Below are 25,110 nucleotides of genomic sequence, written 5' to 3'. Positions count from 1 at the left end.
GCGCGAGATCGAAACCCTTACCTTCCCCTGTGAGACACACCATGGCCGATCTCTTTGACAACCCGATGCAACTGATGGGCTTCGAATTCGTCGAATTCGCCTCGCCCACCCCCAATGTGCTGGAGCCGCTGTTCGAGAGGATGGGCTTCACGCTGGTGGCGCGCCATCGCTCCAAGGACGTGGTGCTGTATCGCCAGGGCGAGGTCAACTTCATCGTCAACCGCGAGCCCCACAGCCACGCCGCCTACTTTGCCGCCGAGCACGGCCCGAGCGCCTGCGGCATGGCGTTCCGCGTGAAGGATTCGCACAAGGCCTATGCCCGCGCGCTGGAACTGGGCGCGCAGCCGGTGGAAATCCCGACCGGCCCGATGGAACTGCGCCTGCCCGCGATCAAGGGCATCGGCGGTGCGCCGCTGTACCTGATCGACCGCTTCGAGGAAGGCAAGTCGATCTATGACATCGACTTCGAGTTCATCGAAGGCGTGGACCGCCACCCCGAAGGCCACGGCCTGAAGCTGATCGACCACCTGACGCACAACGTCTACCGCGGCCGCATGGCCTACTGGGCCAGCTTCTACGAGAAGCTGTTCAACTTCCGCGAGATCCGCTACTTCGACATCAAGGGCGAGTACACCGGCCTGACCTCCAAGGCCATGACCGCGCCGGACGGCAAGATCCGCATCCCGCTGAACGAGGAATCATCCAAGGGCGCCGGCCAGATCGAGGAATTCCTGATGGCCTTCAACGGCGAGGGCATCCAGCACATCGCCTTCCTGACCGACAACCTGCTCGAAGTCATCGACAACCTGCAACTGGCCGGCGTGGAACTGATGACGGCGCCGAACGACTACTACTACCAGGCCCTGGAAAACCGCCTGCCCGGCCACGGCCAGCCGGTGGACCAGCTCAAGGCCCGCGGCATCCTGCTAGACGGCACCACCGAAGGCGGCAAGCCGCGCCTCCTGCTGCAGATCTTCTCGAAGACCGTGCTCGGCCCGGTGTTCTTCGAGTACATCCAGCGCAGCGGCGACGACGGCTTCGGCGAAGGCAACTTCAAGGCGCTGTTCGAATCGCTGGAACGCGACCAGATCGCGCGCGGCACGCTAAAGGTCGAGGCCTGACCGGCACGGCCCGTCCACCGTCGCCGGGCGCGGCACCCCGTGCCCGGCGATCCTTAAGGCCCAGGCGTCCTACCCTCGACAGCAAGAGACGCCAGGCCCCGCATGCCATTCCATAAGAATGGGTAGAGGAAACAAGACAGATGGTTGAAAGCAACAATGACGGCACGCTCAAGCGTGGCCTCAAGAACCGGCACATCCAGCTGATCGCGCTCGGCGGCGCGATTGGCACCGGGCTGTTCCTGGGCATCGCCCAGACGATCAAGATGGCCGGCCCCTCGGTCCTGCTCGGCTATGCCGTGGCGGGCATCGTGGCCTTCTTCATCATGCGCCAGCTCGGCGAGATGGTGGTGGACGAGCCCGTCGCCGGCTCCTTCAGCTACTTCGCCAACAAGTACTGCGGCCACTTCGCCGGCTTCATGTCGGGCTGGAACTACTGGGTGCTGTACATCCTGGTGAGCATGGCCGAGCTGTCGGCGGTGGGCATCTACGTGCAGTACTGGTGGCCCGGCATCCCCACATGGATCTCGGCGCTGGCCTTCTTCCTGATCATCAACGCCATCAACCTGTCGAGCGTGAAGTCCTTCGGCGAGATGGAGTTCTGGTTCTCGATCGTCAAGGTCGCGGCGATCGTCGGCATGATCGGCTTCGGCGGCTACCTGCTGATGTCGGGCAATGCCGGCCCGCAGGCCAGCATCACCAACCTGTGGCAGCACGGCGGCTTCTTCCCGAATGGCCTGGGCGGACTGGTCATGGCCATGGCGGTGATCATGTTCTCGTTCGGCGGCCTTGAACTAGTGGGCATCACGGCGGCGGAAGCGGACCAGCCGGAAAAGAGCATCCCGAAGGCGACCAACCAGGTCATCTACCGCATCCTGATCTTCTACGTCGGCGCGCTGGCCGTACTGCTGTCGCTGTACCCGTGGGAAAACGTCGTCACCGGCGGCAGCCCGTTCGTGCTGATCTTCCATGCGCTGAACAGCAACTGGGTGGCCAATGTGCTGAACGTGGTGGTGCTGACGGCGGCGCTGTCGGTCTACAACAGCGGCGTGTACTGCAACAGCCGCATGCTGTTCGGCCTGGCCCAGCAGGGCAATGCGCCGAAGTCGCTGCTCAAGGTCAGCAAGCGCGGCATTCCGCTGACGGCGCTGGGCGTCTCGGCGGCCGCCACTGGCCTGTGTGTGCTGATCAACTACTTCATGCCCGGCAAGGCGTTCGAACTGCTGATGGGCCTGGTGGTCTCGGCCCTGATCATCAACTGGGCCATGATCAGCATCATCCACCTGAAGTTCCGCGCCGATAAGCGCAAGGCCCGCCAGGAAACGCGCTTCAAGAGCTTTGGCTACCCGCTCACGAACTACCTGTGCCTGGCCTTCCTGGGCGGCATCCTGTACGTGATGTACCTGACGGATGGCCTGCGCATCTCGGTGTACCTGATCCCGGTGTGGCTCGCCGTGCTCGGCATCAGCTACCGCCTGCGCCAGAAGAACGCAGTGCCCGCCCTGCAGGGCAGCGTCTCGACCCAGTAAGGCAAGACACCGGCGGCGCTGCATCGCGCGCCGCCGGTTACACTTCAGCCTGTGCGTCCGGGCCTGAAATCCTGTTCCGCACGCGCCCCAGCCCCGTCCAAGAATCCAGAGAATCCCATGTTTGCACATATCGAAGCCTTTCCCGGCGACCCGATCCTCTCGCTCAACGAAGACTTCCAGAAAGACCCGCGCACCGAGAAAGTCAACCTGAGCATCGGCATCTACTTCGACGACAACGGCCGCCTGCCGGTGATGGAAGCCGTCGAAAAGGCCGAGGCCGCGCTGCTGGCCGACATGGGCCCGCGCCCCTACCTGCCGATGTCGGGCCTGGTGGCCTACCGCAATGCCGTGCAGGCACTGGTGTTCGGCGAAGACAGCCCCGCCCGCGCCGCCGGCCGCATCGCCACGCTGCAGACGCTGGGCGGCTCGGGCGCGCTGCGCGTGGGCGCCGATTTCCTCAAGCGCTACTTCCCGCAGTCGCAGGTATGGATCAGCGACCCGAGCTGGGAAAACCACCGCGTAGTGTTCGAGCGCGCGGGCTTCACCGTCAACACCTACCCTTACTATGACGATGCCACCGGCGGCCTGAAGTTCGACGCCATGGTCGATGCCATCGGCAAGCTGCCGAAGCAAAGCATCGTGCTGCTGCATGCGTGCTGCCACAACCCGACTGGCGTAGACCTGAACCAGGACCAGTGGCGCCAGCTGATCGGCGTGCTCAAGGCGAAGGAACTGCTGCCGTTCATCGACATGGCCTACCAGGGCTTTGGCGAGGGCCTGGACGACGACGCGTTCGCCATCCGCGAGCTGGAGCGCCAGGGCGTGCCGGGGCTGGTGGCCAACTCGTTCTCGAAGAACTTCTCGCTGTACGGCGAGCGCTGCGGCGGCCTGAGCGTGGTGTGCAACAGCGCCTCCGAAGCCGCCAACGTGCTGGGCCAGCTGACCGGCGCGGTGCGCGCCAACTACAGCAACCCGCCGACGCACGGCGCGCGCGTGGTGGCCAAGGTGCTGACCACGCCGGAACTGCGCTCGCTGTGGCAGCAGGAACTGGCGGCGATGTGTAGCCGCATTGCCCGCATGCGCGAGGCCATCCACCACAACCTGCGCGACCATGTCAGTGGCGAGGCGCTGTCGCGCTACCTGACACAGCGCGGCATGTTCACCTACACGGGGCTCAATGCGGCTCAGGCCGACCGCCTGCGCGAGGAGCATGGCGTGTACCTGCTGCGTTCGGGCCGCATGTGCGTGGCCGGTCTCAACGAGCGCAATGTGACGGTAGTGGCCAAGGCCATTGCCGCCGTGCTCGGCGGCAAGTAAAGCACGCATTGCGTTGGGATGTGGACGGCCGGTGTTACCCGCCGCCCACATCAACGTAACTCTTACACCTGCAATGCAATTCTGACCCGCCTGAACCACCAGGCTACACAGATCTGGCGCCCGCATATTGGGCACCGATCTTGCGGCCCTTGGCGAAATCAACGAAGCCGCCCCGCCCGGGGACAAAAGCGCTTCGCGAAAGTCCCAAGGAGCGCGCATGCCCTGCCCCCATCCCGACGGCCCGGACCGCCCCACCCGCCGCCGCTTCCTGCAGTCCGCCGCGCTGAGCGCAACCGCAGCAGCCTTGGCCACCACGCAGGCGGCCGAATCCGCCGCTTTACCCAATGCGGCACCGGCACAAGCTGCCGTGCCAGCCCGCCCGGTCCGCCTCCATATCAACGGCAAGGAACATGCACTGTCGCTGGAGCCGCGCGTCACGCTGCTCGATGCACTGCGTGAAGTCATCGGCCTGACCGGCGCCAAGAAAGGCTGCGACCGCGGCCAGTGCGGCGCCTGCACCGTCCTCAGCGACGGCCGGCGCATCAACGCTTGCCTCACGCTTGCAGTCATGCAGGAAGGCCGGCATATCACCACCATCGAAGGCCTGGCCCAGGGCCAGGCGCTGCACCCGATGCAGGCCGCTTTCGTCGCCCGCGATGCACTGCAATGCGGCTTCTGCACGCCCGGCCAGATCTGCTCGGCCGTCGGCATGCTGGCCGAGGCGCGGGCCGGCGCGGCCAGTACGGTGCAGCCGCCGCCAGCGGCCTTGCCGACCGCGCTGAACGACGCCGAGATCCGCGAGCGCATGAGCGGCAATATCTGCCGCTGCGGCGCCTACCAGAACATCGTCGCCGCCGTGCAGGACGCCGCCGGCGCCACGCGCCGCGCATGAGGCGTCACGATGATCCCGTTCACCTACCACCGCGCCACCACCGTTGAAGAAGCGCTGCAGCTCGGGCGCCAGCCCGGCACGCGCTATATCGGTGGCGGCACCAACCTGCTCGACCTGGCCAAGGCCGGCGTCGAGCAGCCGCTGCACCTGGTCGATGTCGGCTGGCTTCCGCTCGCAACGATCGAGCCGCTGCCCGATGGCGGGGTGCGCATCGGCGCCACGGCCAGCAACACCGACACCGCCAACCACACGCTGATTCGCGAGCGCTATCCGCTGCTGTCGCAGGCGCTGCTGGCCGGGGCTTCGGGCCAGTTGCGCAATATGGCAACGGTGGGCGGCAACCTGATGCAGCGCACGCGCTGCCATTATTTCTACGACCCCGGCTTCAGCGCCTGCAACAAGCGGGCGCCGGGCTCGGGCTGCGGCGCGCTGCAAGGCGTGCATCGCACGCACGCCATCCTTGGCGCAAGCGAGCAATGCGTAGCCGTGAATCCATCCGACATGAGCGTGGCGCTGGCTGCGCTGGAAGCCGTGGTGGTGGTGCGCGGCGACGCTGGCGAGCGGCGCATTCCACTGGCCGATTTCCACCGCCTGCCGGGCACCACGCCGCAGTTCGACACGACGCTGAGGCCCGGGGAAATGATCATCGCGGTGGATCTGCCGCCATCGCGCCTCGCCGCGCATTGCCATTACCTCAAGGTCCGTGACCGCGCCAGCTACGCGTTCGCGCTGGTGTCGGTGGCCGCCGCGCTGGAGCTCGACGGCGGCACGGTACGCACCGCGCGGCTGGCGCTCGGCGGCGTCGCGCACAAGCCGTGGCGCGCCCCGGCGGCCGAGCAAGCCCTGATCGGGCGTCCGATCGATGCCGGCAGTGCCGGCGAGGCGGCCCGGCTGCTGCTGGATGGCGCCAGGCCGCTTCCCCAGAACACCTACAAGCTTGCCCTGGCGCAGCGCGCCATCGTGCGGGCGCTTGGCATTGCCGCAGGAGACAACACATGAGCGTGATCGGCGCCCCGCTTGACCGCACGGACGGCGTGCTCAAGGTCACCGGGCAGGCGCGCTACGCCGCGGACCATCCGCTGCCGGGCCTGCTGCATGCCGTCCTTGTGACCAGCACCATCGCCAGCGGCGAGATCTCCGCCATGGACACTGCCATGGCCGAACGCATGCCGGGCGTGCGCAAGGTCATGACGCCGTTCAATGCGCCGCGGCTGCCGGAACACGGCAAGGCCGCATCGGGCACCCCACCGGCCGGCCGCGTGCTGAACCTGCTGCAGGACCCGGTCGTCCACTACAACAACCAGCCCGTGGCCGTGGTCATCGCCGACACGCTGGAACAAGCACGCGATGCCGCCGCGCACCTCGCCATCCACTACCGCGCGCAGACCCCTGCGCTGGATTTCGCCGCGGCCCGTGCGGGCGCCTACAAGCCGGAACAGGCCCAGGACCAGCCCGCCGATACCACGCGCGGTAACGCCTCCGCCGCCAACGGCGCGGCGGCAAGCATCGATGAAACCTACACCACGCCGTTCGAGATCCACAACCCGATGGAGCCGCATGCCACCGTAGCCGCGTGGCAAGGCGACATGCTCACACTGTACGACGCCACGCAATACGTGAGCGGCGTGCGCAAGACCGTTGCCAGGACACTGGGCCTGCAGCCATCGCATGTGCGCGTGGTGTGCCCCTACGTCGGCGGCGGCTTCGGTTGCAAAGGCTCGGTGTGGTCGCACGTGGTGCTGGCGGCCATGGCCGCGCGCGAGACGAGGCATCCGGTCAAGCTGGTGCTGGAACGCCCGCAGATGTTCGGCCCGGTAGGCGGACGGCCCCACACAGAGCAGCACGTCGTGCTGGCCGCCGGCGCCGACGGCACGCTCACGGCCATGCGGCACGAGGTCATGGCCAGCACCTCGTTCATGGAAGACTGGCTGGAATCCTGCGCGCTGGTGACACGGATGCTCTATGCCGTGCCGAACCAGCAGACCAGCCACCGGCTGCTCAAGCTCAATGTCGGCACGCCCACGTTCATGCGCGCGCCGGGCGAGGCATCGGGCAGCTTCGCGCTGGAGTGCGCGATGGATGAGCTGGCCTACAAGCTGGGAATGGACCCGGTGGCCCTGCGCCTGCGCAACTACGCGGACACGGACCCCGGCAAGGGACTGCCGTTCTCGAGCAAATCGCTGCGCGAATGCTACCGCGACGCGGCCGAGCGCTTTGGCTGGGCGCATCGCAATCCCGCGCCGCGCTCCATGCGGGCCGATGGCCGGCTCGTGGGCATGGGCATGGCCACCACGACCTATCCGGCCAATCGCTCGGCCGCCAGCGCGCTCGCGCGCATCCTGTCCGACGGCACCGCGCTGGTCCAGTCGGGTTCGCAGGACCTGGGGACCGGCACCTTCACCGTGATGACGCAGGTGTCCGCCGACGCGCTCGGCCTGCCGCCCGACAAGGTGCGCTTTGAACTGGGGGACACCAACTTCCCTGAAGCGCCGGTGTCCGGCGGCTCGCAGTCCGTCGCCAGCGTGTCGCCCGCGGTGCAGGCCGCCTGCGCGGCGGCGCGGCTGGATCTGGTGAAGCTGGCGGTCGCCGACCGGGCGTCTCCGCTTGCCGGCGCATCGCCCGAGGACGTGGACATCGTCGATGGCTGGCTGCTGCGCCGCTCCGACCCGTCGCGCCGCGAGCCGATCGCGGCGCCGATCGCGCGCCGCGGCGGGCAGCCCGTCGAAGCCCGCATGACCGCGCGGCCCGGCGACGAAAGCAAGACGTTCTCGATGCACAGCTTCGGCGCCGTGTTCGCCGAAGTCCACGTCGACCCGGATCTCGGCGAAATCCGCGTGCAGCGGATCGTGGCGACCTACGGCGTGGGCCGGCTGCTGAACCGGAAAACCGCCCACAGCCAGCTCATGGGCGGTATCGTCTGGGGCATCAGCATGGCGCTGCACGAGCAGGCCGAACTGGACCCGGCCAGCGGACGCATCGCCAATGCCAACCTGGCCGAGTACCATGTGCCGGTCAATGCCGATATCGTCGCTATCGACATCGTCGTGCTGGACGAGGATGATCCGCATATCAACGCGCTCGGCACCAAGGGCATCGGCGAGATCGGCATTGTCGGCGTGGCGGCGGCGGTCGCCAACGCGGTGTATCACGCCACCGGACGGCGCATCCGCGACCTGCCGCTGACCGTCGACAAGTTGATGACCTGAGCGCCTGTGGCGCATGCGAACGAATAAACGGGAGAGACCCTTGGCAGAGCTGGAAACCCTCACGCCTCGCGGCGGCATGCGCGCGCGGCGGCCGCGAACGGTCCGGCCGTGGCTGTTTGCCCTGTCCGCGCTGGCAGCAGCTCCGGCCTGCGCGCAGACCCCGGCCCCGCTGGCCGAATGGCAGTTCTCGGTCGGCATACCGCTTGAAAAGCTGTACGAAGACACGATTCCGGAATGGGAAGTCCGCCTCGGCGCCGCGGCAATGCTGCGCCCGCGCTATGACGGCTCGTCGAAATACATCGTGATCGCCGGGCCCAGCATTGATATCCGCTACCGCGATATCGCGTTCGCCTCGATCGGCGAAGGCTTCGGCGTCAACATCCTGCGCGGCAAGAACTACCGGGCGGGGATTGCGCTGACCTACAACCTGGGCCGGCGCGCCGAGGAGAATTCGCCGCTGCTGGACGGCATGAAGAACATCAACCCGGCGCCGGAAGCCAAGCTCTTTGCGGAATACGCCGTGTCCAAGGAATTTCCGCTGGTGATGCGCGTCGACGCGCGGCGCAGCATGGGCGGCTCGGACGGCTGGATCGGCGACATCGGCGCCTACATGCCGCTGCCGGGCAGCTCCGAGAAGTTCTACTGGTTCGCCGGCCCGACGCTGACACTGGCGGACTCGCGCTACATGAATGCCTGGTACGGCGTGAGCGCGTCACAGGCGCGGGCCGGCCGTCCGCAGTTCAATCCCGCTGGCGGCGTGCGTTCCTACGGGTTCGGCCTCAGCGCGGTCTGGTTCTTTGACAAGCACTGGTTCGCCAGCAGCGACGTGTCAATCGTGCAGCTGGTGGGCGATGCGAAGCGCAGTCCGCTGACGCAGAGCTCGACGGGCGGAGCCTTCGATCTGTCGATCAACTATCAGTTCTGAGCGGCACCGCACAAAAAATTGGTTCTTCGCTGAATTGCGGGGGTGTCGTGCTTGGCAGGCGCGGCTGTTTCGCCGGCGTAGCCGGCGACTTACTTTCTTGTCCGAGCGACAAGAAAGTAGGCAAAGAAACGCGTTTACTTGTCCTAGCGGACGAATATTGATCGTAGCGTGCTGAGGGTGTTGTACGGGTATGAACTTCAGAGCGTGCCCCGCTGCCTGCCGCATGGAGCGCGTCCGCATGCAGGCTTTCAAGCCGTGATTGAACGAGCCCTGAACCTGTCCGTGGCCCCTGCTTCCACCGCTATCGCATCATCGCCTACGGCTGCTACGCGGCTCACTAGTCAGTAAGTCAGGGGCATCAGCGGCGCTGGCGACGGTGCTTCCGTTACCTCGCTTTTCTGGCTTTTTACTGAGCGCGCAGCAGCCGAAGGCGATGATGCGATAGCGCGCCCACTGCCGGGCCACGGACAGTTTCGGGGCTCGTTCAATCATTGTGTGAGAGCCTGCATACGGACGCGCTCCATGCGGCAGGCAGCCGGGCAGTCTCTGAAGCGAATACCCGTACGAAATTCCTCGCACACTACGATCAATATTCGTCCGCTAGGACAAGTAAACGCGTTTTTTGGTTACTTTTTGTCGCTCGGACAAAAAGTGACTCGCAGGCTACGCCTGCGAAACAGCCCCGCCTGCCAAGCACGACATCCCCGCAATTCAGCGAAGAACGAAAAAATGCGGCGGGGCCTCCTGCCGAGGCCGCGCCGCGCGGCAAACCCATCAGCCGGGCACTTATTGCGCCGCTGCCTTGTCGGCGGCGGGTTTCTTCGCGTGCTTGTGAGCGTGGGTCTTCTCCTTGTGGGTGCTCTTCTCCACCTTGGCGGGTTCCTTCGACTCCGGCGCGGCAGCCGGCGCTTGCGCATACGCACCAGCGGCAAACAGGCCCAGGGTCAGGATGGCAAGTACTTTCTTCATTGTCGGTCTCCGGATGGACGCGCGAGGTTGCGCGCTGCTTGTGAAAACGTCGACCGGCGGCGCACTGTTGACGGTCCCTCGACGGATGTGTGTAACGGAATATTTCAGTCCATCGTACTGCCTTGCGCTACCGCAATGTCCTATCAATGTGACTTAAAGTTGGCAATCTGCTGCCGATAACGGTGAAATCCCCCGCGTAGACCTTTCTACCCTCGTACCTACGTTGCCCCCGGCGTGGCGTGCGGCAACCCGCAGTCCATCAACAGGAGCACCCTCATGAGCATGATCGAAGCCACCACGGCAAGCCCGCCTGCCTCCCTCTCCATGGCGGCCACCGCCACGGCGCAAGATCTCTCCGCGGATTTCGCTGATCCCACGAACGCCGCCAATGCGGCCAGCAACATGCCGGGCAGCGCCACGGCGCAGCCCAGCGCCGATGTCAGGATTTCCATGTCCGGCAGCGCGCTGGCTTCCGGGCGCGGCGCTGACAAGGCAGCCGCCAGGGACAGCGACATCGACAACAGCAACCTGCCCGACAACGTGAAGAAGCTGGTCAAGCGGCTGCGTGAGCTGCGCGAGAAGCTCGAGCAGAAGGCCCAGGAACTGCAGGAACTGAGCAACAGCACCACGGGCAACGCCGAGCAGCGCCGCATGCGCATCGAAGCGCTGCGGGCCGAGGTCGGCGCGCTGACCTCGGCCATGAACAGCGTCAGCGCCGACCTTGCCCAGGCTACGCGCAAGTTCAGCAGCGATGAGAAGGCTGCCTTGGCCGGGCTGATCATGGGCTAGGCCCCACTGCAAGGCCACGTCCCGGTCCCCACACCGCTCCCCAAATCGCCTAGTCTGAGAGGGACACCAGCGTTTCGGGGAGACCCAGTGCCCGCAGCCAGATCCACGCGCCAGTCCGGCAAGCAGCGCCGCCACGGCCGCCATGCGCGACGCTGGTCAAAACAAGTCAGCGAGCACAGCGACGCGCTCGACCTGCAACCCGACCTCTTCAAAGGCACCGACCCGAAGGCAATCGCCGCTTCGCTGAAGCGCTCGGCGGAGCACAGCCGCCGGCGCAAGGGCACGGCGTTCCAGTCGGCCATGTCGATGCTCAATTTCTACATCAACCGCGCGGGCCGCAACCTGCCCAAGACGCAGCTGGCCGTCCTGCAGCGGGCCAAGGGCAAGCTGCGCGAGGCCTTCGGGCGCGCGCCGTGAACGCACTTCAGGAGATGCCATGGATACCGCAAGCGAACTGCAGGCAACGGTGACGGCAATGGTGCAGCCGGGCAAGGGATTGCTCGCGGCCGATGAAAGCGGCCCGACCATTGCCAAACGCTTCACCACGATCGGCGTGGAATCCAATGAAGAGAACCGCCGTGCGTGGCGCAGCCTGCTGTTATCGACACCGGGCCTCGGCGCGCATATCAGCGGCGTGATCCTGTACGAGGAAACGCTCGGCCAGCGCGCCGACGACGGCACGCCCCTGCCAGAGCTCTGCGCGCGCCAGGGCATCGTGCCCGGCATCAAGGTCGACAAGGGCAAGGTGCCGCTCGTGAATGCGCCCGGAGACGAGATCACCGAAGGGCTCGACGGCTTGCCGAAGCGGCTGGACACCTACCGCCAGCAGGGCGCGCGCTTTGCCAAATGGCGCGCGGTGATCAATGTCTCGGACACCTTGCCCAGCGCGCTGGCGGTGCAGGCCAACGCGCAGGTGTTGGCTGCGTATGCGGCCATCTGCCAGGCATCGGGCATCGTGCCGATCGTCGAGCCGGAGGTGCTGATGGACGGCGATCACAGCATGGCGCGCAGTGCGGCCGTGACCGAGCGCGTGCTGCATGCGGTGTTCCATGCGCTGCATCGCCATGGCGTGGTGTTCGAACACATGGTGCTCAAGCCCAGCATGGTGATCGCCGGCAAGAAGTGCGCGCAGCAGGCATCGGTGCAGGACGTGGCCAGCGAAACCGTGCGCGTGCTCAAGCGCACGGTGCCGGCGGCGGTGCCCGGCATTTTCTTTCTGTCGGGCGGACAGACGCCCGAACAGGCAACGGCGAATCTCGATGCGATGAACCGGCTCGGCCCGCTGCCGTGGCCGCTGAGCTTTTCCTACGGACGCGCGCTGCAGGAACCGCCCCTGGCCGCATGGGGCGGCAAGGCCGCGAACCTTGAACCGGCGCAGCAGGCGCTGCTGAAGCGCTCGCTGCTGAATGGCAAGGCTTGCCTGGGGCAGTATGAAGCGGCGCAGGAGACGATGACAAAAGTCGCCTGACGGCGGGTCGCTAAGCGTCGGGGTTCCGGCGCTTGCGCCCGGTCAGCATCGCCAGCACCAGGTTCTCCTTGCTGGTCACGCTGAACACGACGGCGGCGAGCACGTGGACCACGATCAGCGCCATCAGCGTGTCCGCGAGCGCGGCATGGATGCTGATCGGCCAGTCCTCGCCCCACAGGGCATCGAGCCTCGACATCCATCCGGTGACGGCCAGCGCCAGGATCAATGCCCACATCAGCAGCATCATGACCGCGCCGAGCGGCGTGTGGCTCAGGAAGCGCGGCGCGCGGCGCTGCAGCAGCGCCTTGCCGTAGGCCAGCACGCCGGCCGGCCGCGGCACCCAGGCACGAAAGCGTGCGTGTTCGCTGCCGACAACGCCCCAGAGCAGGCGCACCAGAACGAGACCCGCGGCCACGTAGCCGAGCATGCGGTGCAGTTGGCCGCCGGAATCCTCGATCAGGTCCCAGATGACGATGGCCGCCACGCTCCAGTGCGTGAGGCGGACCACCAGGTCCCAGACGCGGACCGATGCGTTATCCGGCATGGCGGCAGCGAGGCGGCAGGCGTTACTTCCCGATCTCGGACTTCACGATATCCAGGGTCTTGGTATCGAAATAGATTTCGGCTTTCTTGCCGTCCTTGGTGGTGCCGTAGATCTCGTAGCAGTTGCCGTCCACCTTGAATTTCTTGATGACATAACCCTGCGCCTCGATCTTGGCCTTGGCATCGGCCTCGGTCATCCATTCAGCCTTGGGGTGGGCCACGCATTTGGCGCTGGCAAAAGCGCCGGTGGAAAATGCGGCGGCCGCGGCGAAGGCGATGAACTTGAGCATGGGAAGTCTCCGACGATTGCCCGGAACGGGCGATGTCAGGAGAGTACTTGCAAACGGGAACGATTCTCAATGGCGGGTTTCCCCTAGGTTGCCTTGCCATTCCGCAGCTGCGCAGGCGGTTGCCGAGCGTGCCGCAGGCTGATGCGCAGGCGGGCGAGCCCCGCTTATCCCGTCAACAACGCCTGCCCGCGCCGCAGCGCCGCAACGATCGACGCCACGCCGGATTCCACACGGTGGATCGGCCCGGCCACAGACATCCCGTACACAGCGCCACCGATCTCTACCGGCACCGCAATCGCCCCGAGGTCCGGAAACGATTCGCCGAAGTTCGGATACCAGCCCTGCTGCTGCCACTGCGCGATGGCCTGCTCCAGCGCCTCGCGCGAGGCCACGGTGCGCTCGGTGCGCGGCTGGAACGAGACCTTCGACAACGCGGCATCGCGCGCCGGCCCGGGCAGCGCACCGAGAATCGCGCGGCCGATGGAGTTGATATGCACATCGCGCAACTCACCTGGCGTGGCGATATAGCGCACCGGGTTCTGTGACTCGCGTACCTCCAGGTAGAGCACGCGTCCGTCATCCTGCAGCTTGCCGAAGATGACGGTTTCGCCGGTAGCATCGCGCAGCGATTCCAGCACGGGCTGCACGCGTTCAAGCAAGGGATCGTTGCGCGAGATGCGCTGGGCGATACTGAGCAGCCGGCTGGTCGGATAGTAGCCCTGCCGCCGCCCGGTCTCGTAGAGATAGCCGAGCGACGCCAGCGTGCGGATCAGGCCGAGGCAGCTCGACATCGGCGCGCCCAGCAGTTTCGCCAGTTCCGTCAGCGTGAGCGAGCGGCCTTCGCGCGCATAGATCTCCATGATCTCGATCACGCGCAGCGCCGTCTTCACGCTGGCCTGCCCTGCCTTGTCGCCCGTCTCGGATTCCGCCATCTCCCTGTTCCCGTCAGCCTTGCCGTGCGCGGATTGTACGCGTCTTCAGGCGTCGTCCGACGACGCCGGCGGCAGCGGCTGCGCCCATGCGCGGATATTTCCGGGCGTGCGCGAGAAACGCGTCGGGATGCCGATGCCGCGCAGGCGCCCTTCGCTCGGATGCTCGTACTCGAACACCATGCCGGTGGCGCGCAGGTGCGGGTCTTCGATCACGTCCTCGAATGCTGGCACTTCGCTGTGCGGGATATCGGCGTCGGCCAGCAGCGCGAGCCACTGCGCCGTGGTCTTGCCGCTGACGATTTCGGCCAGCGTCGCATACAGCGTGTCGATATTGGCGCTGCGCGCGGCCGGGTCGAGGTAGCGAGGGTCCTGCGCGAGTTCCGGGTGACCCGAGAGCGCGAAGAAACGCGCCCATTGCGGCGTGGTGTACGGCAGCAGCGCGATATAGCCGTCCTGCGTGCGATACGGCTTGCGGTGCGGCGACATCACGCGCGGATAGCCGCACGCGCCCTGCCCGGGTACGAACGTCTGGCCGCCCAGTTGTTCCGGCGCCAGGAACGACACCAGCGTCTCGAACATCGGCACTTCGATGGACTGGCCCTGCCCCGAGCGCTCGCGCTCGTACAGCGCCATCGGGATGGCATAGGCCACCGTCAAGCCGGCGACCTTGTCGGCCAGGATGGTGTTGACGTACTGCGGCCCTTCGGCGCTGTTGGCGCCCTGGAACTGCGCCAGGCCGCTGCGTGCCTGGATGATGTCGTCGAACGCGGGCATGCCGGCATACGGGCCCGTTTCCGAGTAGCCGTACGCACCGCAGTAGATCAGGCGCGCATTGGACGCGCGCAGCGACTCATAATCCAGCCCCAGCTTGCGCAGCGATTGCGGGCGCACGTTGGAGATAAACACGTCGGCCCCGGCGATCAGGTCCTTCAGCCGCGCCAGGTCTTGCGCGCGTTTCACGTCCAGCACCACGAACTGCTTGTTGCGGTTCAGGTTCAGGAAGGTGGCGCCCATGCCCGCGTGCAGCGCGGGCTCCGCATGGCGAAAGACATCGCCGGCCGGTGCTTCGACCTTGATGACCTCCGCGCCCATGTCGGCGAGGATCTGCGTGGCATACGGCCCCATGCCGACCGAAGTCATGTCGACCACGCGCACGCCTGCCAGCGGCCCGGTTGCCTTTGCCGCTTCCGCGTTCTGCATCGTCATCGTTGCCTCCCGCTCAGTACGACTTGGGCAGGCCCAGCACCCGCTCCGCGATAAAGCACATGATGAGCTGCGGGCTGACCGGCGCGATGCGCGGGATATACGACTCGCGCAGCAGCCGCTCGACGCGGTATTCACGCGAATAGCCCATGCCACCCAGCGTCAGGATGGCGGTCTGGCAGGCGTTGTGGCCCGCTTCGGCCGCGAGGTACTTGGCGGTGTTGGCCTCGGCGCCGCAGGACTGGCCCGCGTCGTAGCGCGCGGCGGCCTTGAGCATCATCAGGTTGGCCGCTTCGAGCTGCATCCACGCCTGCGCCAGCGGATGCTGCACGCCCTGGTTCATGCCGATGGGCCGGCCGAATACCACGCGCTCCTTCGCGTACTGTGTCGCAATGGCGAGCGCCGCACGGCCCAGGCCGATGGCTTCTGCGGCGATCAGGATGCGCTCCGGGTTCAGGCCATGCAGGATGTACTCAAAGCCGCGCCCTTCCTCGCCGATGCGGTCTGCTTCGGGGATGAACAGGTCGTCGATGAACAGCATGTTGGTATCGACGGCCGAGCGGCCCATCTTGTCGATCTCTCGGATCTCGATCTTGCTGCGGTCCACCTTCGTGTAGAACAGCGACAGGCCTTCGGTCGGTTTCTTGACCGATTCCAGCGGCGTGGTGCGCGCCAGCAGCAGCATGCGGTCGGCCACCTGCGCAGTGGAAATCCAGATCTTGCGGCCCGTCACCGAATAGCCGCCATCGACTTTGCGCGCGTAGGTCTTGAGCTTGGTGGTGTCCAGGCCCGCGTCGGGCTCGGTCACGCCGAAGCAAGCCTTCTCCTTGCCGGCGATCAGCGGCGGCAGGAAGCGCGCCTTCTGCTCGTCGGTGCCGAACACCACCACCGGGTTCAGGCCGAACACGTTCATGTGCACGGCCGAGGCGCCGCTCATGCCCGCGCCGGACTCGGAGATGGTCTGCATGACCAGCGCCGCTTCCAGGATGCCCAGCCCCGCGCCGCCGTACTGCTCCGGCATGGCCACGCCCAGCCAGCCGCCTTCGCACAAGCTCTTGTAGAACTCGTGCGGATAGGTGTGGGAGACGTCGAGCTTGTTCCAGTACTCCATGTCGAACTGCGTGCAGACCTGCTGCACGGCTTCGACGATCGACTGCTGTTCGGCGGAGAGATCGAAATTCATGTTGGTGTTCCTATTGTTTTCTGGGCGCGCTTTGCCTGTGGCCACTTGTTTGCTCCCCTCGCCCACGCCAGTGGGAGAGGGGGAGCAGGCCTGCGGTCAATCTTTTGTGGTGGCCCTTATTCGGCCTGGATACCCGCGTCCTTCACCAGCCGCGACCATTTCTGCAATTCCGCCACGACGAACTGGCCCAGCTCGCCCGGCGTGCTGCCGAACGGTTCGAAGCCGAAAGCGTGGAACTGCGGCGCGTATTGCTTGTTGGACGCAATCGCAACCAGCTCATGGTTCAGGCGTTCAACCACCGGCGCGGGCGTGCCGGCCGGCGCAAACACCCCGTTCCACGACGTAATGTCGAAGCCCTTGAATTCAGGCTCGCTCGCCAGCGGCGGCAGGTCAGGCAGCAGCGCGCTGCGCTGCGCGGTGGTCACGGCCAGCGCATGCAGCTTGCCGGCCTTGACGTTGGCGATGCCGGCGGCGAAGTCCACGAACATCACCTGCACCTGGCCGCCGATCACGTCTGTCATCGCCGGCGGCGTGCTCTTGTACGGCACGTGCAGCATCTTCAGCCCGGCCATCTTCGACATCGTCGCGCCAGCCACGATGCCGGTGCTGTTCCCGCTCGCATACGACATGCCCGGGTGCGCCTTGGCGTAGGCAACGAATTCCGACAGCGTCTTGACCGGCAGCGACGGGCTGACCACCAGCATGAACGGCAGGTTGCCCATGCGCGAGACCGGCGTGAAATCCTTCACCGGGTCATAGCGCAGCTGCTTCATCAGCGACGGGTTGGCCGAATGCGTGGTGTTGGTGGTCATGAACAACGTGTAGCCGTCCGCGGGCGCCTTGGCCACGAACTCAGCGGCAATGGTGCCGTTGGCGCCGGGCCGGTTGTCCACGACCACCGGCTGCTTGAGGGCTTCGCCGAGGTACTTGGCCGTCAGGCGCGCGACGGCATCCGTGCCGCTGCCCGCGGCAAACGGCACCACCAGCCGCAGCGGCTTGGACGGGAACGGATCGGCCGCGCCCGCCGGGGAAATCATCGCCATGGCGGCACCACAACCCACCGCCAGGGTGAGCAAAGCCTGTTTTGCGAACTTCACGATGCTGGTCTCCTGTTTTCAGCGTGTCCGTGACGGTCTGTGGCGCCGGCTGCCGGACGGGTAAATCGGAAGCTGGGCGAGCGGCGCTATGCGGGCCGCACGACGCGCTCCGGGGATTCTTCGTAAGGCGGGGAATAGATCACGAGGATCTTGGCGGGCTCGTCGCTCACGACGGTGAAGATGTGCATGGTGTCCGGCGGGAAAAAGCAGCAATCGCCTGGCCCCATCTCCTTGCGCTGGCCGCCGACTTCCGCGATGGCACGGCCTTCGAGCACGTAGACGACCTGTTCGATACCGGGGTGCGCATGCGGCAGCGCGCCCTTGCCCTTCTCGATCGTGCCGTGCAGCACTTCCAGGTGGCGCGCGCCGACGGTCTCGGGAGAAATCAGACGGCGGTTGAGCGTGCCGGTGTGGTTGGCCGGGTGATAGCCCGGGGTGTCCTCGGTGGAAACGAAGTAGACGGGAGGCTGCGGCATGGGCGTGTCTCTAATTCATGTCTGTGAATTTTAGTTTATCACTATGAATTTATGAGGCAAGCCAGATGAGCCGGATATCGGGTTTACACCGGTGCCGGATGCTGCGCTCAGTCCGCCAGCGCCATGGCGACCTGCTGCCGCAGCCGCGGCACCACGTCGGTCTCGAACCACGGGTTGCGCCGCAGCCAGAGCCGGTTGCGCGGGCTCGGGTGCGGCAAGGGCAGGAATTGCGGCAAGTAATCGGCATAGGCCGCGACCGTTTCGGTCAGCGTCGGCCTGGCGTTGTCCCGCAGGTAATACGCCTGTGCGTAGCGGCCGATCAGGAGCGTCAGCCGGATATGGGGCATGGTCGCCAGCAACTGCGCGTGCCACAGCGGCGCGCACTCGGTCCGGGGCGGCAAGTCGCCGCTTGCGCCCTTGCCGGGGTAGCAGAAGCCCATTGGCACGATTGCCACCCGGCTGGTGTCATAGAACTCGTCGCGCGTCATGTTCAGCCACGTGCGCAACTGGTCGCCGGATGGGTCGTTCCACGGGATGCCGGTTTCATGCACGCGCCGGCCGGGCGCCTGACCGACGATCAGCACGCGCGCGCTGGCGGCCGCACGCACCACGGGGCGCGGTCCGAACGGCAAGTCGCAGGCGCGGCAGCCGGTGATGTCGTTGAGGAGGATGTCGAGCGGGGAACGGGGCGTGGCGGGCAATGTGCGCGTGCGATATCTGTCGGGAGGTTTCAGTGTAGTCCCCCCCTCCCCGCCCGCCGGCTTCCGCCGCGGCCGCCCCTGATCAGAAAGGAGGGTCTCCGATGATCGTTGCGCGGTCCATCCGCCGGTGGCACGGCGGATAGTCCATGACGGCGTAATGCTGGGTCGACCGGTTGTCCCAGATCGCCACGCTGTTCTTTTTCCAGCGCCAGCGGACCTGGTACTCGGGGATGGTCGCCTGCGTGACCAGGTAGCGCAGCAGGTCCGCCGCCCCGGGGTTGTTGTCCTGCCCGAAACGCACGCGTGCCGGCGTGTGGAAGTTGGTGAAGTGCGTGGTAAACCCGTTGACGAACAGCACCTTCTCGCCGGTCTCGGGGTGGGTCCGTACCACCGGGTGCTCGGCATCAGGAAACTGGCTCTTCAATGCCAGGCGCTTTTCGATGGGCATGGCGGCGCCAAAGCTCGCCTCGATGCTGTGACGCGCCCGCAGGCCGGCGATCTGCTCCTTGACGTGGGCCGGCAGGTTTTCGTACGCCAGCGCCATGTTGGCCCACATCGTGTCGCCCCCGACCGGCGGGCATTCGCGGCACCGCAGGACAGCGCCAAGCGGCGGTGCTTCGCGCCAGGTGCCGTCCGTGTGCCAGGCGTTCTCGTAGCGATCCGGCGGGTTCTCGGGCGTCTTGTAGATCTGCACCAGCCCCGGATTCTCCGGATCGCTGCCCGTCACGGGGTGATCCTCCAGATTTCCGAAGCGCCGGGCAAAGGCCACGTGCTGGGCGGCCGTGATGTCCTGGTCGCGCAGGAACAGCACGCGGTGCCTGAGCAGCGCCGCGCGAATACCGGTGAACAGACCGTCGTCATGGATCGCATCGGCCAGGCTGACCCCGATGAGTTCGGCACCGATTGCGCAGGTAAGTTGTTCAACTCGCATGGTCGTTCGGTGTCATTCCGGCTGGATATGGAACGCCTTCACGATGCGGGCGTTGCGCTCGAAATCGGCGCGCAGATCCTGGCTGAGCTGGCCAAGGCTCTGCGGCTGCAGCGGCTCGAACCCGAGCGCGGCAATCCGTTCCTGCACGCTGGCCCGGGTGGCTGCCTTGTAGACCGCGGCCTGGATCTTCTCGGTCAGCTCTGCCGGCACCCTGGACGACACGAACACGCCGGTCCAGTTGCTGAAGTCAACTTCCGGATAGCCCAGTTCGGCGAAGGTCGGCACCTGAGGAAGCATCGGCAGGCGCTGCTTCGCCGCCACGGCATAAGCTTTGAGCTTGCCCGCCTTGAGGTACGGCAGCGAGGTCACCATGCCGTCGTACATCACGGCGATCTGCCCGCCCATCACCTGTGTCAAGGCCGGCGGCGATCCCGGGAACGGGATGTTCTGAAGATCCATCCCAGCCTTCTGGTTCATGATCATGCCGGCGTACTGCGAGGCCGTGCCCGGGCCGTAGTTGGCGAAGCTCAGGCTGCCAGGATGCGCTTTTACGTAGCTAATCAATCCCGGCAGGTCCTTGGCTGGGAGGCTCGGCGCACTGACAAGCAGCAGAGTCGACCGGGCCGCGGCAGCAACCGGCTTCACGTCCTTCATCGGATCGTAGGGCACTTTCATCACGTGCGGGATTTCCGCGAACACGTTGGTCGCCGACACCAGGATGGTCTGACCATCGGGCGGCGCCGCCAGCATTGCGCCGACCGCGATGGCGCCGCCGGCTCCCGGCTTGTTGTCGACGATCACCGGCTGGCCGAGGTCTGCCGTGAGTTGTTCGGACAACATGCGGGCCATCACATCCATCGTGCCGCCGGCAGGCGCTGGCACCAGCACCCGCACCGGTTTGTTGGTCCAGGCCATGGCGGCAGGCATGGCAAGCGCCAGGATCGTCGCGGCGACGACGCGGCGCACGCGCGGGAAGGCAGGTCGATTCGGCATCTCTAGTCTCCGTTTTGGAACATCCGGCAATGTGCACTTGCCTTGTTGAAAGCAGCCGCCCTATGGAACCTACGGCACCAGTACCGTCGCGCCGCTCGTCTGCCTGTTCTCCAGCGCGCGATGGGCCTGCGCGGCGTCCTCCAGTGCAAACTGCTGCTTCGGCTCGCTGGTGATCTTTCCGGCCATCACCATGTCGAACACCTCGTTGGCCATGGCGAGCATGTGCGAGCGCGGCGTGGCGTAGTGCACCATGGCCGGACGCGTGACCCACAGCGAGCCTTTCGCCGCAAGCGTGCGGCTGTCGATCTCGACGGGGCCGGAAGTCGTGCCGTTGCTGACCAGCGTGCCGCGCACCTGCAGGCAGGAGAGCGACGCGTCCAGCGTTGACTTGCCGACCGAATCGAACACCACCGGGACCTTCTTGCCGTCGGTGATTTCCATCACGCGCTCGACGATGTTCTCGCGCGAGGTGACGATGACGTGCGAGCAGCCGTTGGCCCTGGCCAGTTCCGCCTTCTCGTCGGTGCTGACCGTGCCGATCATGTTCACGCCAAGCGCGCGTGCCCACTGGCAGGCGATCAGTCCCACGCCGCCGGCCGCGGCGTGATAGAGGATGGTCTCGCCGCCCTTGAGCGGATAGACCTGGCGAAACAGGTATTGCGCCGTCATCCCCTTCATGATGAGCGTGGAGGCAACGCGGTCGGAGACGCCATCCGGCAGGGGAATCAGCCACTCGGCAGGCATGACCCGCACGTCCGAGTAGGCGCCCTGGGGGCCGAGCAGGTAGCCCACGCGGTCGCCCACGCGGATGTCCGTCACGCCCGGCCCCACCGCCTCGACCACACCAACGGCGTCGGAGCCCAGTCCGTTAGGCAGTTCCAGGGGATAGTGGCCAGTGCGGAAATAGATGTCGATGAAGTTGACGGCGATATAGGTATGGCGTACGCGAGCCTGCCCCGGGCCGGGATCACCTACCTCCACGGACTCGAGCTTGAGGACATCCGCGCTGCCTGTTTCGTGAAATCGAATTGCCTTTGCCATGATTTGTCTCCTGCAAACTTAGCCGGCTCAGGCGGCGTTGCGCAGCGGCACGTTCTTGACACCAGGCTTGCGGTTCGGCGTCATACCGTTGGCGGCCAGGGTTTCATCGACATCGCTGTACCAGGTACCAATGCGGTAAATTTCACGCGCTTCCTTGCCATTGGCGATTTCGCGGCCCAGTTCCTTGGCGATACGCACGATCTGCTGGATCTGCTGCACCGAGGTGAAGCGATTGCCATGCTGATCGATGAGGGTATCCTCGATGCCGCAGCGCACATGCATGCCCATTGCCAGCGCCATCGTGTTCCACGGCAGTACGTTCTTGAACAACGACTCGGCGGTGATGGTGCAGCCATCCGGCGCACGCTGGATAAAGTCGAACAGGTTGTACGGATGCGGTCCGTGGTGGCCACCGCCGATGCCGATGCAGGTCAGGTTCAGCGGGCCCTTGTAGAGGCCCCTGCGGACCATGCGGTCCAGCGTTTCGAGCGCATGCATGCCGACCAGCTGGAAGTGCGGCTGGATGCCGGCCTCCTGCAGGCGGCGCAGGTGCTCTTCCGCCCAGGCCGGACCGGCGGGAACAATCATTTCACGGTACGCGTCGTAGACGGCCGGGTTGGCCATGTGCGTGCTCTCGTAGAACTCGGGATAGATCAACTCCATGATGTTCATCTGGATGGTGTTGAGTGCCACCGTCACCTGGTCCGGCTTTGGGTCGAGGTCCGCCAGCGCGTGACGCGTATCGTCATCGAGCCACTTCGCCGCCTGGCCTTCGTCTTCCGGTGCGAACGAGATCGAGCCGCCGACCTGGATGATCATGTCCGGCACCGCCTTGCGCACGCCGGCGATCAGTTCGTTGAACATGGACAGGCGCTTGGAGCCCTTGCCATCCGGCTCGCGCACGTGCAGGTGCAGCACGCTGGCGCCGGCCTCATAGCAATCCACCGCTTTCTGGATCTGCTCTTCCATGGTCACCGGGATGTCTTCCGGGAAATCTTCCGGCATCCACTCGGGGCCATACGGGGCCACGGTGATGACGACCTTGTCCATGTTTTCCGGGTGCAGCGAATCGTCCAGGAACTGCATTGCTCTTCTCCTTGATAAGGGATTTATTTATCCGCGTTCTGACTGGCTGCCATGGGCTTCCGCCGGTCGTCGATTTACGCGATCAGTCTAGTAATCCCGGGTCGGCCGTAGCCTCTCATTTCACGACATTCATGTCTCATTTCGTGACAGAATGCCGGAGCATTCGGGTTTCCCCGGAATAATGGTTCCGGGTTAAACCGCATAAGGGAGCAGCAATGGGCACATTGATTCGCACTGGCGTACTGACGCACTATTTCAAGGTTGCGCAGCAACTGAAGCTGGACCCGCGGCCGTTGCTGCGCAAGCTTGGGTTGAGCAGCGAGATGCTTGCGGATCCGGACCACTGGATTTCAGGAAGTGCGGCCGTGACCTTGCTGGAAGCGTCAGCGCGACTCGCGCAATGCCCGACATTCGGGCTGCGCATGGCCGACCTGTGGCAACTGTCCGACCTCGGTGTCGTCAGCGTGTTGCTGACGCATCAGAAAACGCTGCGGGACGCGCTTGGAACCATGGTTCAGTATCGCCACCTGATGAATGAGTTCCTGGTCATCCGCATCGAGGAAACACGCGGGAAGGTCATCGTGCGGGAGGACGTCGTCGCGGATGAAGCCGGGCCGACCGTGCAGTCGGTCGAGCTGGCACTGGGCACGCTTTCACGTCTGTGCAGCACCCTGATCGGCACGTCCTGGCAACCGCTTGGCGTTCATTTCACTCATGACGCGCCCGATGATCTGCGGCTGCACCGCCGCATCTTCGGGGGAAAGCTTGAGTTCGCAAGCGCTTTCAATGGCCTGATCTGCCGCGCTGCCGACCTGGACTTGCCCAATCCTATTGCCGACCCTGTCATGGCACGCCATGCGCAACGCCTGCTTGCAGGTCTGCCAGGGGCCAACGAGCCGTCAATCGTGCTCGAGGTGCGCAAGGCAATCTACCTGATGCTGCCGGCAGGACGCGCGACGATCGAGCAGGTTGCCCAGGGCCTGGGGATGAACGTGCGTACCCTGCAGCGCCAGCTCGAAGGCGCCGGGAAGGTCTTCTCGGACATGGTCACCGGTGTGCGGCGCGATCTCGTTATCCACTACATGGAAAACCGAAGCGACTCGCTCGGACGCATTGCCGAATCGCTTGGCTACTCCACTTATGGCTCGTTCGTGCGCTGGTTCGCTGCGCAGTTCGGGATGACGCCGACGCAGTGGCGCAACAGCAGGCCGGCAAGAACGAGGTGAGCCGCAAGCCCTGGCTGGCGCCCCCGTCCCGCGCCGCGCTCAGAGCTCCAGCACGATCTTGCCGAAATGCCGCTGTGCCGCCTGGTAGCGGAACGCCTCGGCGATCTCATGCAGCGGAAACTGGCGGTCGATGACAGGCCGGATGCCCGTGGCGTTCAGCGCCCGCACCATGTCGAGCTGATGGCGGCGGCTGCCGACAAGCAGGCCCGTGATCCGCAACTGCTTGCGCAGGATCATCCTGACGTTGAACGGCGAATCCGCGCCCGACAGGACGCCGATGATGGCCACGTGCCCGCCGGTACGTACCGCGGCGACCGACTGTTCCAGCGTCGCCGCACCGCCCACTTCAATGACGTGGTCCACGCCGGCGCCGCCGGTCAGCGTACGTACCGTCTCGCCCCACGCGGGGTCGTCGCGGTAGTTGATCACATGGTCCGCGCCAAGACTGCGCAGGCGCGCAAGCTTGTCGTCCGAACCGGAGGTCGCAATCACGCAGGCACCTGCGGCCTTGGCAAACTGGAGCGCGAATATCGACACGCCACCCGTACCCAGGACCAGCACGGTTTCTCCGGGCTTGAGCGCGCCGTCAACGAACAGTGCGCGCCAGGCAGTCAGTCCCGCAGTCGTCAGCGTCGCAGCCTCGGCATGGCTATAGCCAGCGGGCGCATGCGTGAAAGCGGTCGCGGGCAGCGTCACGATCTCTCGTGCAAAGCCGTCGATGCCATCACCGGGAACGGTGGCAAAATCGGACAGGGAAGGCTCACCATCGAGCCATGTCGGGAAAAACGTGCTGACCACGCGGTCGCCGGTCGTGAATTCCTTCACGCCTGCCCCCACTTCCGTGATGACCCCTGCGCCATCCGACATCGGAATGCGCCGCACGTCCCCGACTCCGCGGCTGACAACGCCGAAGTCGTGATAGTTCAGCGAGCTTGCGTGAATACGCACCGTGACTTCGCCAGGGCCAGGCGGGTGCGCTGCGGCGGTTCCCAGGACCAGGCGGTCAAGCCCTCCAGGCGGATCGAGGTAAACGGCTTTCATGACGGTCAACGGTGTTTCCTCCGCAGGCTTTCACAACGGAACCTGCTTGCTCGTAACGGCTCATGAGTATGAGCGAAGATTCGGCTCGCCGTTTGACAACTCGGGACCGCCGCTTGATGCGTTGGGACACCCCGGGGGAAACCCCGACACTGAG

General features: G+C 65.6%; 25 protein-coding genes. 11 read left to right on the top strand and 14 right to left on the bottom strand.

The genetic code is table 11. The annotated features are described in order from the left end of the window. The first annotated feature begins 41 nt into the window (after nt 1–41). The 7 genes from hppD to ACIGJB_RS19985 all read left to right on the top strand — a co-directional run bounded on the left by hppD (nt 42) and on the right by ACIGJB_RS19985 (nt 8,987). Nucleotides 42–1,121 carry a 4-hydroxyphenylpyruvate dioxygenase gene (gene hppD, locus ACIGJB_RS20015; RefSeq protein ID WP_483734038.1) on the top strand — a complete coding sequence of 360 codons (1,080 nt, stop codon included), beginning with the start codon at nt 42–44 and terminating at the stop codon, nt 1,119–1,121. A gap of 140 nt (nt 1,122–1,261) precedes the next feature. Continuing rightward, the gene (locus ACIGJB_RS20010; protein WP_483734037.1) at nt 1,262–2,647 is read left to right on the top strand and encodes an amino acid permease; all 1,386 of its coding nucleotides are present in this window, start codon (nt 1,262–1,264) and stop codon (nt 2,645–2,647) included. Between the two features lie 117 nt (nt 2,648–2,764). Beyond that, nucleotides 2,765–3,964, top strand: coding sequence for an amino acid aminotransferase (locus ACIGJB_RS20005; RefSeq protein WP_483734036.1), 1,200 nt, complete (start codon nt 2,765–2,767; stop codon nt 3,962–3,964). A gap of 217 nt (nt 3,965–4,181) precedes the next feature. Then, complete coding sequence (locus ACIGJB_RS20000; protein WP_483734035.1) at nt 4,182–4,856, top strand: (2Fe-2S)-binding protein; 675 nt, start codon at nt 4,182–4,184, stop codon at nt 4,854–4,856. 9 nt (nt 4,857–4,865) lie between these two features. Then, nucleotides 4,866–5,855: an FAD binding domain-containing protein gene (locus tag ACIGJB_RS19995; RefSeq protein WP_483734034.1), complete on the top strand. Its 990-nt coding sequence runs from the start codon at nt 4,866–4,868 to the stop codon at nt 5,853–5,855. Continuing rightward, nucleotides 5,852–8,062 (top strand): xanthine dehydrogenase family protein molybdopterin-binding subunit, encoded by a 2,211-nt coding sequence (locus tag ACIGJB_RS19990; protein ID WP_483734033.1) that lies wholly within the window; start codon nt 5,852–5,854, stop codon nt 8,060–8,062. The genes ACIGJB_RS19995 and ACIGJB_RS19990 overlap by 4 nt, the downstream gene beginning before the upstream one ends. A gap of 76 nt (nt 8,063–8,138) precedes the next feature. Next, a complete protein-coding gene (locus ACIGJB_RS19985) occupies nt 8,139–8,987 on the top strand; it encodes a MipA/OmpV family protein (protein WP_483734732.1) in 849 nt (282 codons plus the stop codon). A 786-nt stretch (nt 8,988–9,773) separates the two neighbouring features. On the opposite strand, the gene ACIGJB_RS19980 is transcribed toward ACIGJB_RS19985, so the two are convergent. Next, complete coding sequence (locus ACIGJB_RS19980) at nt 9,774–9,956, bottom strand: hypothetical protein (RefSeq protein ID WP_483734032.1); 183 nt, start codon at nt 9,954–9,956, stop codon at nt 9,774–9,776. A gap of 276 nt (nt 9,957–10,232) precedes the next feature. Between ACIGJB_RS19980 and ACIGJB_RS19975 the strand changes: the two genes are divergently transcribed. From ACIGJB_RS19975 to ACIGJB_RS19965, 3 genes are all read left to right on the top strand, one after another. Further along, the gene (locus tag ACIGJB_RS19975) at nt 10,233–10,745 is read left to right on the top strand and encodes a hypothetical protein (protein WP_483734031.1); all 513 of its coding nucleotides are present in this window, start codon (nt 10,233–10,235) and stop codon (nt 10,743–10,745) included. A gap of 87 nt (nt 10,746–10,832) precedes the next feature. Next, complete coding sequence (locus tag ACIGJB_RS19970; protein ID WP_483734030.1) at nt 10,833–11,162, top strand: DUF3175 domain-containing protein; 330 nt, start codon at nt 10,833–10,835, stop codon at nt 11,160–11,162. Nucleotides 11,163–11,181: 19 nt separating this feature from the next. Continuing rightward, the gene (locus ACIGJB_RS19965; protein WP_483734029.1) at nt 11,182–12,213 is read left to right on the top strand and encodes a class I fructose-bisphosphate aldolase; all 1,032 of its coding nucleotides are present in this window, start codon (nt 11,182–11,184) and stop codon (nt 12,211–12,213) included. A gap of 10 nt (nt 12,214–12,223) precedes the next feature. Here the strand turns inward: ACIGJB_RS19965 and ACIGJB_RS19960 are convergent, their stop codons facing one another. From ACIGJB_RS19960 to ACIGJB_RS19905, 12 genes are all read right to left on the bottom strand, one after another. Continuing rightward, nucleotides 12,224–12,757: a cytochrome b/b6 domain-containing protein gene (locus ACIGJB_RS19960; protein WP_483734028.1), complete on the bottom strand. Its 534-nt coding sequence runs from the start codon at nt 12,755–12,757 to the stop codon at nt 12,224–12,226. A 22-nt stretch (nt 12,758–12,779) separates the two neighbouring features. Beyond that, on the bottom strand, nt 12,780–13,046 hold the full coding sequence (locus ACIGJB_RS19955; RefSeq protein ID WP_483734027.1) for a PepSY domain-containing protein: 267 nt from the start codon (nt 13,044–13,046) through the stop codon (nt 12,780–12,782). Nucleotides 13,047–13,210: 164 nt separating this feature from the next. Continuing rightward, nucleotides 13,211–13,978, bottom strand: coding sequence for an IclR family transcriptional regulator (locus ACIGJB_RS19950; RefSeq protein WP_483734026.1), 768 nt, complete (start codon nt 13,976–13,978; stop codon nt 13,211–13,213). A gap of 45 nt (nt 13,979–14,023) precedes the next feature. Next, nucleotides 14,024–15,184, bottom strand: a complete 1,161-nt coding sequence (locus ACIGJB_RS19945; protein ID WP_483734025.1) for a CaiB/BaiF CoA transferase family protein — start codon at nt 15,182–15,184, stop codon at nt 14,024–14,026. A 13-nt stretch (nt 15,185–15,197) separates the two neighbouring features. Next, nucleotides 15,198–16,364: an acyl-CoA dehydrogenase family protein gene (locus tag ACIGJB_RS19940; protein WP_483734024.1), complete on the bottom strand. Its 1,167-nt coding sequence runs from the start codon at nt 16,362–16,364 to the stop codon at nt 15,198–15,200. Nucleotides 16,365–16,480: 116 nt separating this feature from the next. After that, the gene (locus ACIGJB_RS19935) at nt 16,481–17,461 is read right to left on the bottom strand and encodes a Bug family tripartite tricarboxylate transporter substrate binding protein (RefSeq protein ID WP_483734023.1); all 981 of its coding nucleotides are present in this window, start codon (nt 17,459–17,461) and stop codon (nt 16,481–16,483) included. 86 nt (nt 17,462–17,547) lie between these two features. Beyond that, nucleotides 17,548–17,937, bottom strand: a complete 390-nt coding sequence (locus tag ACIGJB_RS19930; RefSeq protein WP_483734022.1) for a cupin domain-containing protein — start codon at nt 17,935–17,937, stop codon at nt 17,548–17,550. Between the two features lie 107 nt (nt 17,938–18,044). Beyond that, entirely contained in the window at nt 18,045–18,638 is a 594-nt protein-coding gene (locus tag ACIGJB_RS19925) for a uracil-DNA glycosylase family protein (protein ID WP_483734021.1), read from the bottom strand. Between the two features lie 82 nt (nt 18,639–18,720). Next, nucleotides 18,721–19,569 (bottom strand): TauD/TfdA dioxygenase family protein, encoded by an 849-nt coding sequence (locus ACIGJB_RS19920; protein ID WP_483734020.1) that lies wholly within the window; start codon nt 19,567–19,569, stop codon nt 18,721–18,723. Nucleotides 19,570–19,581: 12 nt separating this feature from the next. Continuing rightward, nucleotides 19,582–20,562, bottom strand: a complete 981-nt coding sequence (locus ACIGJB_RS19915) for a tripartite tricarboxylate transporter substrate binding protein (protein ID WP_483734019.1) — start codon at nt 20,560–20,562, stop codon at nt 19,582–19,584. Between the two features lie 69 nt (nt 20,563–20,631). After that, entirely contained in the window at nt 20,632–21,603 is a 972-nt protein-coding gene (locus ACIGJB_RS19910) for a quinone oxidoreductase family protein (RefSeq protein WP_483734018.1), read from the bottom strand. A gap of 27 nt (nt 21,604–21,630) precedes the next feature. Further along, a complete protein-coding gene (locus ACIGJB_RS19905) occupies nt 21,631–22,689 on the bottom strand; it encodes a beta-keto acid cleavage family enzyme (protein ID WP_483713957.1) in 1,059 nt (352 codons plus the stop codon). A 215-nt stretch (nt 22,690–22,904) separates the two neighbouring features. Here ACIGJB_RS19905 and ACIGJB_RS19900 point away from each other — a divergent pair, with 215 nt between their 5' ends. Next, nucleotides 22,905–23,915: an AraC family transcriptional regulator gene (locus ACIGJB_RS19900; RefSeq protein WP_483734017.1), complete on the top strand. Its 1,011-nt coding sequence runs from the start codon at nt 22,905–22,907 to the stop codon at nt 23,913–23,915. A 39-nt stretch (nt 23,916–23,954) separates the two neighbouring features. On the opposite strand, the gene ACIGJB_RS19895 is transcribed toward ACIGJB_RS19900, so the two are convergent. Beyond that, on the bottom strand, nt 23,955–24,956 hold the full coding sequence (locus ACIGJB_RS19895; protein WP_483734016.1) for a zinc-dependent alcohol dehydrogenase family protein: 1,002 nt from the start codon (nt 24,954–24,956) through the stop codon (nt 23,955–23,957). Nucleotides 24,957–25,110 lie beyond the last annotated feature (154 nt).

It is taken from the genome of Cupriavidus sp. C2SS-8b (genome assembly GCF_057073745.1).
The sequence above is the reverse complement of the archived record's forward strand: the minus strand, read 5'-3'. Positions and strand labels throughout refer to the sequence as shown.